The organism is Ignavibacteriota bacterium, from assembly GCA_016713565.1.
Lineage (GTDB): Bacteria > Bacteroidota > Ignavibacteria > Ignavibacteriales > Melioribacteraceae.
Genome location: JADJOX010000007.1, coordinates 1,357,407 through 1,376,419, shown reverse-complemented (window position 1 = coordinate 1,376,419; position 19,013 = coordinate 1,357,407). Strand labels below are relative to the sequence as shown.

At 29.6% G+C, this 19,013-nt stretch carries 8 protein-coding genes; 4 read left to right on the top strand and 4 right to left on the bottom strand.

What is annotated here, in order from left to right:
- The 4 genes from IPK06_13365 to IPK06_13350 all read right to left on the bottom strand — a co-directional run bounded on the left by IPK06_13365 (window position 1) and on the right by IPK06_13350 (window position 11,185).
- Window positions 1–1,143: a fused response regulator/phosphatase gene (locus IPK06_13365; GenBank protein MBK7980962.1), complete on the bottom strand. Its 1,143-nt coding sequence runs from the start codon at window positions 1,141–1,143 to the stop codon at window positions 1–3.
- Between the two features lie 26 nt (window positions 1,144–1,169).
- Window positions 1,170–2,552 carry a sigma-54-dependent Fis family transcriptional regulator gene (locus IPK06_13360; protein ID MBK7980961.1) on the bottom strand — a complete coding sequence of 461 codons (1,383 nt, stop codon included), beginning with the start codon at window positions 2,550–2,552 and terminating at the stop codon, window positions 1,170–1,172.
- 18 nt (window positions 2,553–2,570) lie between these two features.
- The gene (locus tag IPK06_13355) at window positions 2,571–4,097 is read right to left on the bottom strand and encodes a PAS domain-containing sensor histidine kinase (GenBank protein MBK7980960.1); all 1,527 of its coding nucleotides are present in this window, start codon (window positions 4,095–4,097) and stop codon (window positions 2,571–2,573) included.
- A 353-nt stretch (window positions 4,098–4,450) separates the two neighbouring features.
- A complete protein-coding gene (locus IPK06_13350) occupies window positions 4,451–11,185 on the bottom strand; it encodes a cyclic nucleotide-binding domain-containing protein (GenBank protein MBK7980959.1) in 6,735 nt (2,244 codons plus the stop codon).
- A 487-nt stretch (window positions 11,186–11,672) separates the two neighbouring features.
- On the opposite strand from IPK06_13350, the gene IPK06_13345 reads away from it, so the two are divergent.
- The 4 genes from IPK06_13345 to IPK06_13330 all read left to right on the top strand — a co-directional run bounded on the left by IPK06_13345 (window position 11,673) and on the right by IPK06_13330 (window position 19,006).
- A complete protein-coding gene (locus tag IPK06_13345; GenBank protein ID MBK7980958.1) occupies window positions 11,673–12,506 on the top strand; it encodes a hypothetical protein in 834 nt (277 codons plus the stop codon).
- 142 nt (window positions 12,507–12,648) lie between these two features.
- Window positions 12,649–13,980, top strand: coding sequence for an NAD(P)-binding domain-containing protein (locus IPK06_13340; GenBank protein ID MBK7980957.1), 1,332 nt, complete (start codon window positions 12,649–12,651; stop codon window positions 13,978–13,980).
- 35 nt (window positions 13,981–14,015) lie between these two features.
- Window positions 14,016–15,557, top strand: coding sequence for a cytochrome C (locus IPK06_13335; GenBank protein MBK7980956.1), 1,542 nt, complete (start codon window positions 14,016–14,018; stop codon window positions 15,555–15,557).
- Entirely contained in the window at window positions 15,536–19,006 is a 3,471-nt protein-coding gene (locus tag IPK06_13330) for a hypothetical protein (GenBank protein MBK7980955.1), read from the top strand. The genes IPK06_13335 and IPK06_13330 overlap by 22 nt, the downstream gene beginning before the upstream one ends.
- Window positions 19,007–19,013: the final 7 nt, after the last annotated feature.

The following is a 19,013-nucleotide window of genomic DNA, read 5'->3' as shown; positions in this document are numbered from 1 at the left end:
TTAAAGTATCTTTATTGCAACAATGCTTATATCATCTTCAAAAGTATTTGCTGTTGATTCTGAAAAAACATCGATAATTTTTTCAAGCGGATCAGCATTTGGAAGGATTTCTGAAATTGTTTGTTTTAATTTTGCTTCTCCAAAAAAATCACCATTTGTCATTCTTGTTTCAGGAATTCCATCTGTAATTAAATATACCGCTTCTCCGGAATTTAATTGAAGTTCAACATTTTGATAATTCCCGACTTCCTTAAAACCTAAAAGTATTCCATTTGATTTTACGCTTTTAACTGAATCCGATTTATAAATAATCGGAAGGTCTCCTGCTCCGGCATATTTAAGAATTTTATTTTTACTGTTTATACACACAACAGACAATGTAATAAATACATCAGATATTCTTTCATCTTTAAAAATTGCTTTATTGATTTTATCTAAAATAGTTGATGGAGAAAGATCATGATCAGAATCCAAAATCATTCTTATTGCGCTTCTTACATAACCCGCATACGCAACTGCAAAATACCAAGCACCCCATTTTTTACCCATAATATCGCCAAGAACCACAACCAAATTATCATCATCTACTTTAAAATAATCAATAAAATCTCCTCCGGGAACATTTTGAAAAGGAACATGCCAGTGTTTTACAACTAATCCCTCCAATTGAGGAAATTCATCAGGAACAACTTTTGCGCTCATAGCAGATGCGGCTTTTTGGACTTCACCTACTGCTTTTTCTCTTTCTTTTTCAAAAGCTTTTAGTACTGCATTTATTTTTGCGAGTACAATTTTTGGTCCGGAAGTTTTAACAATATAATCCTCTACGTGAAGATCATAACCTTCTAAAATGTCTGTTTCATCGCCTTTTGCGGTGAGAAAAATGAAGGGAATTAATTTTAAAGATGAATCTTCAAGAACTCTTTTTCTAAATTGATGTCCGTCAACTTCGGGCATCATAATATCGCTTACAATGATGTCTGGCTTAAAATCCCGGGCTTTCAGGTATCCGTCCAATCCATTTTCAGCCCATTGACAATCATAGCCTGCCTTTTTAAAATTATAAAGAAAAAGTTTTGCAACTGATTCCTCATCTTCAACAAGAAGTATTTTATTGGATGTATTTTGGGCTGTACTATTCACTTTAAATCCTTTAAGCGATTATCGAATTAATTTCGACGAGTTTTAATATCATACTTTTCCATCAATCTGTATAAAGTTGCTCTTCCCACGTTTAATTTTTTTGATGCGTCAACAATATTTCCATTTGTAATTCTTAAAGCATGTTTAATAGCTTCGGCTTTTAGTTTTTCAAATGGAATAATTGGTGCATCTTCGGTAAACAATGGTCCGTTCGAATCAGTTAAGCCATCTCCGTCGGCAGATAAAATTTGCGGTGGAAGCACGTCAACATCAATATTATTGGTTTCGGATAAAATCATACATCTTTCAATAGTATTCTCAAGTTCTCTAACATTTCCCGGCCAGTCATAATCATATAATAATTTTAGAGCAGGCTTTGTAATTGTTAAAATTTCTTTTGTCATCTTTTTATTGAATTCGGCAAGGAAATGATTTATCAGAATTACTACATCTCCTCTTCTTTCTCTTAACGCAGGAATTTGAATTGGAAATGAACTTAATCTGTAATATAAATCTTCTCTGAAATCTCTATTTGCAACGGCTTCTTTTAAGTTAACATTTGTTGCGGAAATAATTCGAACATCTGTTTTAATTGTTTCATTTCCGCCGACTCTTTCAAATTCTTTCTGCTGAATTACGCGTAATATTTTTGCCTGCAGAGACATTTCCATATCACCGATTTCATCAAGAAATATTGTTCCGCCGTTTGCCAATTCAAACTTTCCAATTTTTCTTTGATGCGCGCCGGTAAAAGCGCCGCGTTCATGTCCGAACAATTCGCTTTCTAAAAGTTCACGGGGAATTGAAGCTGAGTTTACAACAACAAATGGATCATTTTTTCTAGTTCCGTTATAATGAATTGCACGTGCAATTAATTCCTTACCGGTTCCACTTTCTCCGTTAATTAAAACGGTAATATCATTGTTAAGAACCTTTGTTACCATTTTGAAAACTTCCTGCATTTTTTTATCGGCAGAAACAATATTATCAAAACTATATTCATGCTGTAGATTTGTATTAAGTTCGTCAACTCTTCGCTGCAGATCATAATTTTTGATTGCGTTTTGAATGGCGGGTCTAAGTCTGTTTTTATCTACCGGTTTTGGAAAATAATCATATGCTCCTTCTCTAATGCATTCAAGAGCAACATCAATATTGCCTTGAGCAGAAAGCATTATAACCGGCAAATGTTTATTCATTCGTTTTGTCCTTTTCAGAATTTCTGTTCCGCTTAAATCCGGCAGCATAATATCTAGTAAAATAAGATCCGGATTTTCATAAATATTTTCTAAAAGTTCGGTTCCATTTGTAAATGTGCGGACATTATATTCCCACTCGTTTTTGACCCAATGTGTAATTAGTTTGAGAATTGCGGGTTCATCATCTACTATGAATATTGTTTTTTCCAATTTCAACCCCGTTAGTTTTTAATTAAAACTATATTTTGGAAGTCTTATAATAAAACTGGTACCTTTGTTTACTTCGCTTTTAACTCTTATAAGACCTTTATGTAAATCAATTATTTGTTTAACTGTTACTAAGCCGAAACCTGCACCTGTCAAATTAAATCCAGTCCTTTTAACTTTGCTGAATTTATCAAACAGTAAAGGAATATTTTGTTCGGGAATTCCAATTCCGGTATCGCTTATAACTATTTCCACTTCTTTTAAAAATTCTTGTACAACAATAGTAATTCTTCCATTTTCCTTCGTGAATTTAAGAGCATTTGAAAGTATGTAAGAAATAACTTTTTTTATTCTTTCTTCATCGGCGTAAATCATTATTTCTGATTGAGGTATACGCGATGATAAAGTTATATGCTTATTATCGCTTTCTTTTTTAATATTATTACTGCATTCGTTAATTATTTCAATAATATTAAGAGAAGATTTTTGCAGCTTTTGTTTTTCATTTTCAAGTTCGGAAAAATCTAAAACATCATTTATAAGCTTGGCAAGCCTTTTGCTCTCTTCGAGAATTACTTGATTGAACTCTTCGGCCTTATCCAAAGTTAAATTTTTATCTTCAGAAATTGTTTCTGCAAAACCAATTATAGAAGCAAGTGGCGTCCTTAATTCATGCGAAACATTTGAGATGAATTCGTTTTTCAAATTATTTAATTCATTTAATACGCTAATTTGCTGCTGCGCTCTGTCTCTTTCAATTGCGTTTAATCTGTTTGCTTCAGTTAGTTTTGACAAAAGATCTTCTATTTTTCCTTTTTCGGCTTTGCTTTTGCTTAAATTTGTACCTACGCCAAATAATGAAATAATTTTTTCATCTTTGAATATTGGCGTTAAAGTTATTTCATATAATTGTTCAATTCCAACTTTTGGAATAATTTCAGTTTCAAATTTCACTGCTGAATTTGTATTTATTAATTTTTGAAATCCTTCAGAAACAATTGCTTTACTTCTTTCACTCAACAACTCAAAAAAATGTTTTTCAAGTATGTCATCAAATCTGTAATGAGTCTGATCGAGTAATGTTTTGTTGGCAAATTCTATTGTTCCGCTTTCATCTAAAGTAAAAACAATATCGTTTGTCGAGTTTGTAAAAAGATGAAAATAATCTTTGTAAGCAAGTGAAATTGTTTCATTTTCAGAAATTAATTTCGAAATTAAGGCACTTATTTTATTTTGGATTTCTTTGTAAAATTCTATTTGATTAGGTTCTTTTTTATAGGCTGAGAATAAGTAAAATTGCGAATTATTTATTGAGAAAGTCTCGTCTAAAATCGAATTAAATCCTTTTAACCTAAATGCAATTGTTAAATCTTTTGTAATTTCAGCAGAAAAACAATCGAAGTCTTTTTCAAGATCGATTAAAGTTTCGGCGTCACCTTCGTAAAATAACAAAGAATAAATATTATCGGAGATTTTGAAAAAATAAATAATCTCAGAACAAGTCATACTTTTAAGCGTTTTAATAGTGTTCTTTATTATTTCATTCATATTTTTTTCAAAATTTACAGATAAAATTTATCAAATTAATACAAGTTTTGTATTAGAATTATACAATCGGCAGAAATATTTAAAAATTAAATTCAATTATTAGGAAATTTTAGCGAAAGTCAATAAAAAAATAAGATATGTAAAATTTTGCTACACAATTAATATTTGATGAAATTTTTAATCTGAAAATATTATTAAGATGCGATATCTTTATAGATAATTATAGTATTTTTTCTAAAGGAAGATTTAATTAATCAAATTGAACGAATCATCTAAATGAGAGATAAGATGCATTTAAAATAAAAATGCCGGATTTACCGGCACTTTGGGATTTTATATGAGTTCGAGAAAAATTATGCTAAATAACTTTGTATTGCGCTTTCCAAATTATCATAAAGTTTAAATACTTTATCCATTCTTGTTATGTAAAACATTGATGATTCAGTATTATCTCCCCAGACAATTCTTAAATCGCCGCCAAGACTCATTGCTTTTTTAAGTGAACTTACCATTACACCGAGAACTGTTGAATCTACAAATTCGCATTCCGCTAGATCAATTACTATTTTGGAATTATTACTTTTAAACAATGACGATAAATAGTCTTTAAATTTTGCGGCTATTTCCATTGTTGCTCGTGGAATATTTAACGTTACAACGCTAACATCTCCATAAAGCAGATGAGAGAATTGTGAGTAATTCGGTAAATCAATTTCCGATTTTATTAGATCAGCGGAAAAAAGATCGTTTTTGGCTGCTTTCTTTTCGTTTTCTAAAATAATCTCATCATCAATTATGCTATTGTTTTCAGTTGACTCAAAATCGATTATATCATCTTTTTCTTCATTTAAATTTCCAAATGAAAATGCGGGTTTTTCTTCTTTTATATCTTCAATAAAGCTTTCAAAATGATCTTCAGTTGTTTGATTTTTATTTAGTTCATGTTCAATTTTTGTTTCTATAAATATCTGGCGATTTTCGTTTGCTATATTTGCTTTCGGTTTTTCCGGCTCCTGCAAATTTTTATTTTCAAGATCGTGAATTCTATTGCTGAGTTCGGCAATTTTTTCAACTTGGTTCTCTATAATTGAATTAAGCCTTTCTTCCACTGCGTCTTTATCAAATGAGCTATTATTAAAAACTTCCAACCTTTTTTCCAATAATTGCAATTCTTCCGATTTTTTGCTTGCTTCGCTCTTAAAATGATTTTTTGCTTCATTCAATTTTTCAATTTGATTTTTTAGGTCTTCAAGTTGTTCTTTTAATTTAATAAACTCTATTTCTCTTTCGGTTCTTTCTAATTTTACTTGTGTTAAGCGCTTTCCCTGTTCATCAATTACAGAATTTTTCTCTTCAATCAATGTGTTAAAATTTTCTTTTACAAATGAATATTTTTCCAGTTCTTGTTTAAGTTCTTCAATTTCCTGTGAATGATCTTCTCCGTTCTGATTTTGCGGGAAACTATTTTTCAACTGCAGATCTGCAATTATTTCATTTTTGTTTTCAATCTCCATTTCAAGATTTGCTTTTAAGTCTTCCAGTTCTCTGATTTTATTTTCAAAAGACTCCCTGGTTTCACTTTCAATATTTTGTAATGAATTTAATTCATTAATCTTATAATTTAATTGTTCAAATTCTGAATTCCTTGAATCTAAAATTGATCTGGTATTTTCCAGCTGCTGCTTCAAATCATCTACCTCATTCGATATTTCTTTAACACGGGTATCATTATCATTTTCATTGGCTTGGTAAGTTTCATATAAATTTTGCAGGTCAGCAATTTTGTTTTTAAGTTCTTTATTTTCCTGAACAATTAAATTGTTTTCTTCTGCTTTAATCGAAAGCTCTAAGGTTAAATTCTCTATTTTCTTTGAAATGGATTCTACTTTTTGATCATTTAATTCTTGAGTCTGCAATCTAGCAGAAAGATTTGAAATTTGATGATTTTGCTCTTCAATAAATTTATTGTTTGAATCAATTAATGCATCCTTTTCATTAATTGAGTTTTTAAAATTTTCAATCGTTAAGTTTAATTCATTAAGATGATTTTTGCTTTCGTTTGAGCTATTTTCCAATTTTACAAATTTCTCGTTTAATTCTGAAATTTGATTTTCAAAAAGTAAATTTTTGCGCTCGGCTTCTCGTACTTTAACTTTATGACTTTCTATTTCAGATATTAGGTTCTTTGATTCATAATATTTTGATGAAATTTGATTTTGGTAAGCTTTTAAATCAATATTAAGTGTTTCAATTTCAGAATTAAGATATTGAATTTCCTTTAATTTGTTTTCTAAATTTGATTTGAAATGATTTTCAATTTCTGAAAATTGTTCAATTTGCTTGTCTTTATCCGCTAAATCGGAATTTAATACTTCAATATTCTTTTGAAGACTTTCTATGTTAATACGTAAATTATCTTCTTCTCCATTCCTTTGTTGCAGATTTTGCTCAAATTCTTTAATCAAGCCGTCCTTTTCAGCCAGTAAAGTATTTAAATTGTTTTTATCAGAAGAGATTTTTGAAATTACGTCTTCTTTGTTTGATATTTCAGACTTTAGGTTTGCAATACTGTCGCTTAGATCAGTAATTTGGAATTTTAATGAATTTTCAAGAATATTCATTGCAGAAATATTTTGTTCATATTCTTTAATTAAACTATCTTTTTGTGAAATTATAGAATTTACATTTTCAGATTCATAGTTAAGGTTTTCAATTTGCCTTGTTTTTTCTTCAATCTGATTATTAATTAAAATATTCTTCTCGTTCAAATTTTGAATTTGATTTTTCAGTTCATTTTCAACAGAGTCTTTCTGACTAACTAAATTTTTAGCTTCATTTACTTCATTGGTTAAAGAATCCACAATGTTGGATTTTTCTTCAATTAGAGCTTTTAACTCATTAACTTCATAGTTCAAACTTTGAATTTGATTTTTTAGTTCATTTTCGACAGAAACTTTTTGACTGACTAAATTTTTAGCTTCATTTACCTCATACGTCAAGGAATCTACAATATTGGATTTTTCTTCAATTTGATATTTATAATTATTTATTTCTTTGGTCTTAGATTCAACGTCCATTAAAAGTATATTAATTTCACTTTCCTTTTTGTTTAAAGAATCCTTTAGATCAATTTCATTTTTGTTAAGTTTTTCTATTTCATTCAAATTATTTTTAATTTCAGATTCCAAAACCTGTGAAACTTCATTATGACCTTTTTGCAATATTTCAAGTTGTTCTTCTAAGAATAGGACCGATTTTTGTAATTCTTCTGCCAAATGTATTTTGTCGGCTAATCTTCGCTCAATTTCGGTTCTTTCAATTTTTAGATTTGAATTCAGCTCGATAATAGTATTTTCTCTATTCTTTATACAATCGTTAAGATTAGAAATTTGTTTTCTTAAATGGTTATTTTCTGACCCGGAATCTTTTAATAATTCTTCAAGATTTCTCTTATCGTCGGATAATTCAATTATTTTAAGATTAAGATCAGCAACCTTTTCTTTTTCCAGCTCTTCACTAATTTGAAGCGAACTAAATGATTTTGAAAGAAGTTCAAACGCTTCTTTTTGTTCCAAATTAGATTTGTTTAGATCCTTTAACTGAAGTTTAAGTTCACTAATTTCTTCAATTTTTTTATTTATTTCTGAATTTAGATATTCATCTTTTTGATAAATAGTTTTATTTAGAAGCTCAATTGTGTCAAGCTTGGCTTCCAAATCATTGCTTATTTCGGTAATTGTATTATCTCTTAGTTTAACCTCTGAATTAAGTTTAGAGATTTGTAAATCTTTTTCATTATTTAAATTCTTAATTTCTTGTACTTTACCATTAAGTTCTGCAATTTGATTTTCTTTGTCCAAAATAGTATTTCTGAACGAATCCAGAGAATTGTCAAAATTGGAAATTTCAAAATTCAGCTTTTCAATTTCTTGTTCTTTACTGCTTAAATTTATATTAAGTTCTTCTAATTTTTGATCTTTCTGTTCAAGCTGCTGTAATAAACGCTGTTCAGATTTTGCTCTTTCTAAAATATCATTTTCAAGCTTCTTGATTATTGAGTCAGATTTTTCATATTGTCCGGTAATTTCTGAAAGTGAAAGCTGAGATTTCTCAAAATCATTTTTTAGACTATTAAATTCTTCATCTTTTTGTTTTAAAATAGAATTCAATTGAATTTCATTTGCACGTAATTTAGCGGAGATCAATTCATTTTCTTTAATACTGGAACTCAATTCCGAATTGATTTTATTCAGTTCAATTATTTTTTCATTATTTTCAGAAATTATTCTGTTTAAATCTTCTGAAGTATTTCTGCTTTCGGTTAATTTATTTTCAGTTTCAAATAATTTATCGTTTAATTCAGATATTGTCTCCTTATTATTTGAAACTTGCTGAGATAATTCGGAATTTAATTTTTCATTTTCACGTTTGATTTCTTGAAGTTTTGAAATATTTAAATTTTGCTCTGTAATTGTATCAAAATTCTGTTTTATTGCAATTTTCAATTCATCTTCTTTAACTCTAAATGAAGTGATTTCATTATTGAAATCAATAATCTTATTTTCTAATTTTTCTATTTGCAGTAAATTTTCTTCAATTTTATTACTGTTTTCATTTAACTGTAAATTAAGAGAATCTATTATCTGCGATTTAGAATCAATAATTTCATCCTTTTCGCTCAATTGATTTGACAGAGCGTTTATTGCATTTTCAAAATTCTTGATTTGTGAATTAGCCGCATTTAAATTTTTTAATAATTCATTAGCTTTTTCATTCTGTGATTCAATGTTTTTCTCTAATCGAAAAACTTGATGTTCTTTTTCAGCTAAATTATGACTTTGTTTAATAATTATTTCGTCTTTTTCTTTAGCTATATGCTCTAAATTTAATTTATAAGATTCAACATCCTTTATTATGTTTTCTTTCTCAGAAATAAGCTGATCTTTTCCAGAAACAATTCCGTTGAGTTTTATTAATTCCGAATTTAATTCATTATTTGATTTTTTAACGGCATCAAGAGTAAAATTATTGTGCAGCAGTTCATTTTCTAAAACTGATATTTTGGAATTTCTTTCGCTTAATTCTTTAGATAACTTTTCAAGTTGTATTGAAAGTTCGCTGATTTTGTTCTTATTTATTTCATTTTCGCCGGAAAGTCTATCTATTAAAGCTTTTGATTCAAATATAATGTTTTCATTTTCCTTTAACTGATTTAGCTGGCGCTCAATTGTTGCGTGTTTCTTTATTTCAGCTTCTTTAAAATAATTTTCTTTTGCCTTAAGTTCTTCTATTTGAACAGATTGTTTATTTATCAGTTCATTTTTATTAGATTCAGAAACTATAAGTGATTTTTTGTCTTCATTTAGTTTTAAAATTTCATCGTTTTTTAACTCTAATTTTGCACGAATCTCATAATTTGAATTTTCCAAAGATTTTTGATTAATTAATGCTTCTTCAAATTGACTTTTGATTTTCTGAATTTCTGAATTATAATTAGATATTGTATCTTTATATATTATTAATTCAGCTTCTGCATTTTTATTATTTTCCTGAAGTAAAGCCAGTTTGTATGATTGTTCACCAATTAGTTCACTTTTGAATTTATCAGCCGAATTTAAATTAGTAAACTCCATTTTGATCTTCTGCAGCTCATAGGACTGTTCTTCAATTTTACTTTGTTTTATTTTAAGAAGTCTTTCAAAATCGGAGTACTTTGTTTCATTCTCGGAAATCCTTTGGTTTAATAATCCTATTGTTGCATTTTTTTCTTCTTCCAAATTTTTGAAATTCTTCTTGTAGAAAATTAATTCGTCAAGTTCATTTTCATTTGAAATTATTTTATTTTGCAGCGAATGAAGTTCATTTTCAAGTTTTGTATTATTTGAAATCAAATCTGCTTCGATCTGTTTACTTAAGTTAATTTTGCTTTCAAAGCGAAGAATTTCCTCGTTTGAATTATTCAGCGCATCTTTTAGTGTTAAAATTTCAATTTTGTTGTTTTCATAATCTTCTTTAAGTTTATTGAATTCTTTTTCTTTTTCGCGCAAAGAGGAAATTTCTGACTTTAATCTATTAATTTCAACTTCATACATCTTATCATCTTTTTCAGATTCCTTAGAAGAATTTTTTAAATTTTCTAATTGAATTTTAAGATTCTCAACTTCATTATTTGCATTACTGAGTTTTTCAGTCAAATGTTTTTCGTTTGAAATCAGCTTCTCAAGTTCCTTTTTATTGCTTTCAAGCTCAATCTTTGCTTGATTATTAGACTCCTCATCTTTTTTAATCTTTTCTAATTCAGCAATTCCAATTTCAAGTTTTGAAATTTTGTTGTTTAATTCAGAAAGTTGATTTTTGTATGATTTTTCGGATTCCAATAACCGTGACAATTGTTCGTTTTGATTATCTATAACTGAATTCAATTGTTTGTTGGAAATTTGATATTCATCTACCCTGTCGAAAAGTTCAGTTATTTGCTCTTCCTTTTTTCTTATTAAATCGTTATACCGTAAAATTCTATTATTCAACTCACCAATAACTTTTTCTTTTTGCTTAATTTCATTAAATGAAACTAAATCATCATTGTTTTTTTGAGAAAGATCAAAAATTGGAGCTTTTTTCTGACTTTCCATGTATTTTGAATTTGCTTCTTTTAGCAGATTTTCGAGGTTTTCAAGAATTCGTTCATCCATATCACTCATAGAATCTTTAAGATTTGTTATAATCGAATTATATTGTACGAGTAAAAGATCAAGATTATCTTTGCTGATTTCTGCGATTTTCGAATCCTTAATTGCCAATGATGTTGATTTTCTTTTTGAGTTTGAAAAGAATTCATCCTGCCCAAAAAATTCATTTGCCGAAAGGATGGAAGTCGATGTTTTAGAAAAGCTGTGTTTTTTGAGGAGATTGATTTCCCCTTCCAAAATCAAAAAAATTGAAGTAGAAGGATCACCGTTTTTGAAAAGTACTTCGCCTTCTTCTAAGTTTATAATTTTAAAATTAAAATCTTCGAGAGTAATATTTGAAATATTGGTATTTTTAAATAATTCATTACTCCTAAGTGCAGAAGTTATATTGTTTTGCATTTCCTCGTCCTCAAACGTGAAAGATTAAATAATTATCGGTAGCGGGTAAAATTTATTAAATATAGATTAATATCTAATATTTGCTAACATTTCATGTCTTTCAAATATTATGCCGTAAAATGAAAAAATCGGTAATTTTTACATCTTTTATTAAAAGTTAAAATATCAAAATTTGTTAACTGAAAAAGTTGATAAAATAGCGCAAATAATGAATATGTTTAATTAGCAAAAATTATAGTTGCAAACACAACCGTTATAAAAATATACACTATAAAAAAATTCTGTTTTATAATGATACATTGCTTGATTTGTGTCACAATTTAAAAAATCATATTTACAATTATGGTTAATAATAGCCATGGATTATTTTTTGACCTTTGGTTTTTTTTAGATTTTTACTTAGTTTAAAATAGCTTTACAGTCTAAATTATTTTTAGGTATTAGCTTGACAAAACTTCAGCATGCTCTCTATATTGGACTTTTTTCGATTGTAACAATTTCGGTATTTTTCTTGCTTTTTTACAATGGATTCAGTTATTATTTTATGCCAATTGATGAAAAATTCTTTTCGCCGCAGCACAATCTATTAAAACCAAGCGGTGCTTTGGGACATGGATTCGGTATCATTGGTTCAGTTCTGATGATTTTCGGCGTTTTAATATATATGATAAGAAAAAGAGTAAGGACTTTTGTTCATCTGGGAATATTAAAACATTGGCTTGAATTACATATATTTTTATGTACCGTCGGACCAATTTTAATATTATTTCATACTGCATTTAAGTTTGGAGGAATTGTTTCCGTAAGTTTTTGGAGTATGGTTGCCGTATTTTTAAGTGGTGTAATCGGAAGATTTATTTATGTTAGAATACCCAGAACTATTGAAGGAAATGAGATGAACATTCAGCAAATTAATGTTATGAATGACAATTTGACCATTAAATTGGCTACTGACTATAACTTATTAAATACAACATTGGAAAAAATTACAAATTTTTCGAAGATAGAACAGCAGGGCAAAGCATCTTTTGGAAATCTTCTATTATCAATTATTCCAAATTATTTTGAAAATAAGAAAAAAATAAAATTGATTATAAATGAATTAAAACAAAACAACATTTCTAAATATCAAAGAAAAGAAATAATAAAAACAACTAAAGAAAAAATTTCAATTTCTAATAAAATTCATTATTTACGCATGATGCAAAGTTTATTTAAATATTGGCATGTTGCTCACTTACCATTTGCATTAATAATGCTTATCATTATGTTTATTCATATTATTGTTACGGTTGCATTTGGGTATCGTTGGATTTTTTAAATAATAGTACAAGATGTATAAATTACAGGTAATTTAACAGTAATAATGTAAAAATAGATTTTTAATAAATAAATTAAATAAAATTTATTGGCATATTAATTGATATATTATCCTTTTTGAATTAATTACTGCGGGAAAGGGTTTGGAAGTAATAATTGAGTATTTGTTATCATCAGTAATTGTTATTCTGTTAATAGGAATAGTTTTATTCGCCTATCTTAGAAGTCATAAAAAACAAACCAAAATAAATAAACTTAAAATTGAAAAAGCAAAAGAATTTGGTTTCCATGAACCAATTTCATTACATCCTGTAATAAATGAAGATATTTGCATTGGAAGCGGAGCATGTGTAGCTGCTTGTCCGGAAAAAGATATCTTGGGTATTGTACATGGAAGAGGAAAATTGATAAATGCTTCTCAATGTGTAGGACATGGCGCATGTTTTCATGCATGTCCGGTTGAAGCAATTTCATTAGTTATGGGTACAGAAAAACGCGGTGTCGAACTTCCTCATGTAAGTCAAAATTATGAAACCAATATTAAAGGAATTTACATTGCAGGCGAATTAGGCGGAATGGGTTTAATAAAAAATGCAGTTGAACAGGGTTCAAAAGCAATGGAAAATATTATTAAAACTCTTCCGAAGCAAAATGATGTAAAATATGATGTAATAATTGTTGGGGCAGGACCGGCTGGTATTTCGGCTTCACTAACAGCGGCGAACAACAAACTTAAATTTTTAACACTTGAACAAGATAGTTTGGGCGGTACTGTTTTTAGTTTTCCAAGATCTAAAATTATAATGACAAAACCAATGAATTTACCCTTACACGGTAAAGTAAAATTATTTGAGACCTCAAAATCGGAATTACTCGAACTTTGGAAAGATATTTTGGAAAAAAATCATATTTCAATTAATGAAAATGAAAAGGTTCTAGAAATTCTAGCTTATCAAAATTATTTTGAAGTAATTACAAATCATGACAATTATAAATGTTCGAAGGTTTTACTTTCAATAGGTAGAAGAGGTTCACCAAAAAAATTAGGTGTTAAAGGTGAAAATCTTGAGAAAGTTGCTTACAGATTACTAGAACCTGAATTAATTAACAACCAAAAAGTATTAATTATTGGAGGAGGCGATACTGCTGTTGAATCGGCTCTTTTGCTTTCCGAAGACGGATCAAATCAAGTTACTCTTTCGTATCGCTCCGCAGTTTTCAACAGGTTAAAACCACTGAATTTGGAAAAAATAAATTTGGCAATAAAAAGTAAAAAGATCAATGTAATATATGAATCCAACCTTGTAGAAATTAGTAACCATGATGTAAAATTAAAACTAAATAATGAAAAAATAATTCCCATTCCTAATGATTTAGTTTACATTTTTGCCGGAGGTGAACTGCCGAATAAATTTTTAGAAAAAATTGGAATTAAGATAACCAAGAAATATGGAGAAACTGTATTAAAACATTAGTCTCAAATACATTATTCTTTTTTTTACTTTTTTATATATCTAATTCAGCTCAAATATCTCCAGGTGAATTATCCGAAGTCCATGCAAATTTAGAAGGCATGAGTAATTGCACTAAATGCCATGATTTGGGTAAACAGGTTTCAAAAGCTAAATGCCTCGGATGCCATACAGAAATTTCAGATTTAATAAATCAAAATAAAGGATATCATTCTAATAAAAATGTCGCTTCAAAAAATTGCTGGAATTGTCATAGTGATCATTTTGGAAGAAATTTTAAAATAATAAAATTTGATGAAGATAAATTCAATCATAATGACGCCGGTTTTGAATTAAAAGAGAGTCATAAAAATTTAGAATGCGGTAAATGTCATAAACCAGAATTTATAACAGATAAAAAACTTAAAAGAAAGAAAAAAACATTTCTTGGGTTAAAAGTAAAATGCAGTAATTGTCACGAAGATTTTCATCAAAATTCATTAGGTGATAACTGTTTAAAATGTCACAATGAAAATAAGTTTAAACCGGCTGTAAATTTCTTGCATTCAAACACTAAATTTGATTTAACCGGAAAACATAAAAATGTAGGCTGTGAACAATGTCATGCAAAAGAAACAAAAAATAATAAACTATTTCAAAAATTTGCAAATGTTGAATTCGCAAGCTGCAAATCTTGTCACAATGATTTTCATCAAGGTAAATTTGGCAATGACTGTAAAAAATGTCACAATACAAATTCATTTAATGATGTAAACATCGGTAACAAATTTGATCATTCCAAAACAGATTTTCCGTTAGTAGGCCGGCATCAAAATGTAAAATGCGAAAATTGCCACAAAGAAAACTTGACCAAGAAATTAAAGTTTTCCAAATGCTACGAATGTCATGAAGATTATCATAAGGGAGAGTTTATAAAAAACAATATTCAAACAGACTGCAAAGTATGTCATTCCGAAGCCGGATTTTCACCTTCTCTTTTTACAACCGAAATGCACAACAAAACAGAATTTAAACTTGCAAATTCGCATTTAGCCACACCATGTTATTCTTGTCACTATAAAAATGATAATTGGCACTTTATAATTACCGGTAGTAAATGTATAACATGTCATTCCAATGTTCACGGGGATGAGATTTCTGATATTTATTTTGACAAAAATAAATGTGAATTTTGCCATACAACCATTTCATGGGATTCTATAGAATTTGACCATAGTACAACCGAATTTGAATTGAATGGAAAACATAAAACCGCAACATGCCGCGATTGCCATTTTAAAACTGATGAAAATAACAACGTTAAACAAAGATTTATAGAGTTAGAAACAAATTGTACGGAATGTCATAATGATATTCATCAAGGGCAGTTCGTTATAAATGAAAAAGTACTTTGTGAAAATTGCCACACATCTGAAAATTGGAAACCAGTTTTGTTTGATCACGCCAAAACAAATTTTTCGCTAGAAGGCGCTCATAAAAATGTTAGCTGCAATAAATGTCATAAACAAGTAATTAAAAATGACATTGCATTTATAAATTACAAATTAAAGGATTTTAGATGCGTAGATTGTCATTCTTGATTCTAACATTAATTTTAACATCAATAATAATTGCACAATCTCCTCATGGAGAGAAATTCGATTTTAATTGCGAAGTATGTCATACAACAAATAGCTGGAAGGTTGACTTAAAAAAAATAAAATTTGATCACAATAAAACTAATTTTGAATTAATTGGCAGACATAAAATATTAGATTGCCAATCATGCCATAATACTTTAAAATTTTCAGAAACAAAAAGTAATTGTTTTGATTGTCACTTAAATATTCACCAAAATACCGTTGAACAAAATTGTGAGCAATGCCATACTTCAAATTCCTGGGTGGTGTCAAACATTACTGAAATTCATGAGTTAAGCAGATTTCCTTTGCTTGGAGCTCATAAAATGGAAGAGTGCGGTGAATGTCATACGTCAATTGACAAATTAATGTTTAACGTAATAGGCACACAATGTATTGACTGTCATTTGAAAGATTATGAATCGACGGTTTCACCCAACCATATTGAAGCAGGTTTTTCGCGTGAATGTGAAGATTGCCATCAAGTAAGCGATATTGAATGGAAAAAGGGAAATGTTTCACATGATTTTTTTCCATTAGTAGGCGGACATAAAATTAGTAATTGCTTTGATTGTCATTCAGCAAATACATTTGAAGGATTGACTCAGGAATGTTTCAGTTGCCATCAGAAAGATTATAATTCAACTACAAATCCCAATCATTCGTCATCCGGCTTTTCAACAAATTGTACTGAATGTCATTCTACGAATCCAAATTGGCAGCCTGCATCATTCAAAGATCATGATAAGTTTTTTGTATTGGATGGAATGCATAAAACAATTGAAAATGATTGTTCAAAATGTCATACTTCAGGATTTGCCAACACATCGGATCAATGTTATGATTGTCATAAAACAGATTATAATTCAGCGGCAGATCCGGTTCATCAATCAGCAGGATTTGGAACCGATTGTGAATCATGCCATAATACTAAAGCTTGGAATCCTTCTACTTTTGATCACGATAATCAGTTCTTCCCAATATATTCCGGTGAACATAAAGGCGAATGGAATAAATGTGCCGATTGTCATACTAACAGTTCTAATTTTCAAGTATTTGAATGCATAAATTGTCATGAACATAATCAAAACTCTATGAACGATGAACATAGCGGAGTTAATGGTTATGTATATCAGAGTACAGCATGTTTTTCATGTCATCCTACTGGAAATAAAGAAGGTGGATTTAATCATGCGGCAACAAATTTTCCTTTAATCGGAGCTCATACTTCAACACAGTGTATTGATTGTCATTCAGCAGGTTATCAAGGAACTTCTACAGAATGTAAATCATGTCACTTAACGGATTTTCAAAATTCAATAAATCCTAACCATCAACAATTAGGCTTAGAACAAAATTGCGAACAATGTCACACATCCAATCCTGATTGGCAGCCGGCAGCTTTTCCGGTTCATAATGATTTTTATTTATTTGAAGGCGCGCATATCAGCATTTCAAATGATTGCTTTTCATGTCACTCGGGAGATTATATAAATACAAAAAATACTTGCGTAGGATGTCATTTGGATAATTATAATAATACATCCAACCCAAATCATCAGTCTGCGGGATTTGGTACTGACTGTGAAACATGTCATTCGCAAAGTTCATGGCAGCCGGCAACATTTGATCATGATAATCAATTTTTTCCAATTTATTCGGGAAAACACAATAATCAATGGAATGAATGCTCGGATTGTCACATGAATACATCAAATTTTCAAATATTTGAATGTATCAACTGCCACGAACATGAAAAATCGAAAATGGACGAAGAGCATAGTGGAATTCAAGGATATCAATACTTAAGCGCGGATTGTTATGCTTGTCATCCAACAGGCAGTCAAGAAGGAGCGTTTAATCATTCAATATCGGAATTTCCTTTAACCGGTGCACATATTAATCAAGATTGTTCTGATTGTCATCAATCGGGGTATACAAATACGTCTAAAGAATGCATTAGTTGCCATCAAAATAATTTTAATAATTCACTTGAGCCTAATCATACTCAAGTAGGAATTTCTATAACGTGTGAAGAATGTCACTCAACATCAGCATGGAAGCCTTCAACTTTTAATCACTCAACAACAGGTTTTGAATTAGTTGGCGGGCATAATATTTCAACATGTTCAAATTGTCATTCAGTAAATACCTCAAACGCATCTGCTGAATGCTATACTTGTCATGCTGATAATTATTCATCGGCTCCCGGACATGTACAGCAGAATTACCCTAAAACTTGTCAAGATTGCCACAACACATCGAACTGGAACGAAACATCATTTGATCATAACAAAACTAATTTTGTTTTAACAGGCGCTCACATAAATGCAAATTGCAGTAGTTGTCATCAATCGGGGTATACAAATACGTCTAAAGAATGCATTAGTTGTCATCAAAATAATTTTAATAATTCACTTGAACCGAATCATTCTCAAGTCGGGATTTCTACAACATGCGAAGATTGTCACTCAACATCAGCATGGAAACCTTCAACTTTTAATCACTCAACAACAGGTTTTGAATTAGTTGGCGGACATAATATATCAACATGCTCAAACTGTCATTCAGTAAATACCTCAAACGCATCCGCAGAATGTTATACTTGCCATGCTGATAATTATTCATCAGCTCCCGGACATGTACAGCAAAATTACCCTAAAACTTGTCAAGATTGCCACAACACATCAAATTGGAACGAAACATCATTTGATCATAACAAAACTAATTTTGTACTTACAGGCGCTCATACAAATACAAATTGCAGCAGTTGTCATTCAACCGGATATACGGGTACGACAACAAATTGCTTTGATTGTCATATAGGTGCATTCAATAATTCAAGTAATCCAAGTCATACTCAATTGGGACTTTCTACAAATTGTGCAGATTGCCACACAACCAATCCCGATTGGCAGCCCGCATCATTTTTAATCCACAATGATTTCTACGTTTTAGAAGGTGCGCATTCTAATATTTCGAATAATTGTGCAAGTTGTCATAATGGAAATTATACGAATACACCAAATAATTGTTATGGATGCCATAGCAGTGCTTATAACTCTACCGCAAATCCTGTTCATTCAAGTTCCGGATTCGGATTTGCTTGTGAAGATTGCCATTCACAAGTTGCTTGGAGGCCAGCAACCTTTGATCATGATGGTCAGTATTTTCCAATTTATTCGGGCAAACATAAAGAAGAGTGGAATGTATGTTCTGATTGTCATAAAAATTCAAACGATTATTCGATTTTTTCATGTATTGATTGTCATGAACATAACCAAACAGATATGAATAATAAACATCGCGGTCAAAGCGGCTATTCTTATAATAGTAGCGCATGTTATAATTGCCATCCGAATGGTAGAGAGAATAATTTGAATAAAAAAGAACTTTTTAGATTTGAGTGAAAATACT

Bases quoted from the DNA above. Each gene is read 5' to 3' on its own strand.
- IPK06_13355 (MBK7980960.1), bottom strand. From the start codon at position 4,097: ATGAATGAAATAATAAAGAACACTATTAAAACGCTTAAAAGTATGACT.
- IPK06_13350 (MBK7980959.1), bottom strand. From the start codon at position 11,185: ATGCAAAACAATATAACTTCTGCACTTAGGAGTAATGAATTATTTAAA.
- IPK06_13330 (MBK7980955.1), top strand. From the start codon at position 15,536: ATGCGTAGATTGTCATTCTTGATTCTAACATTAATTTTAACATCAATA.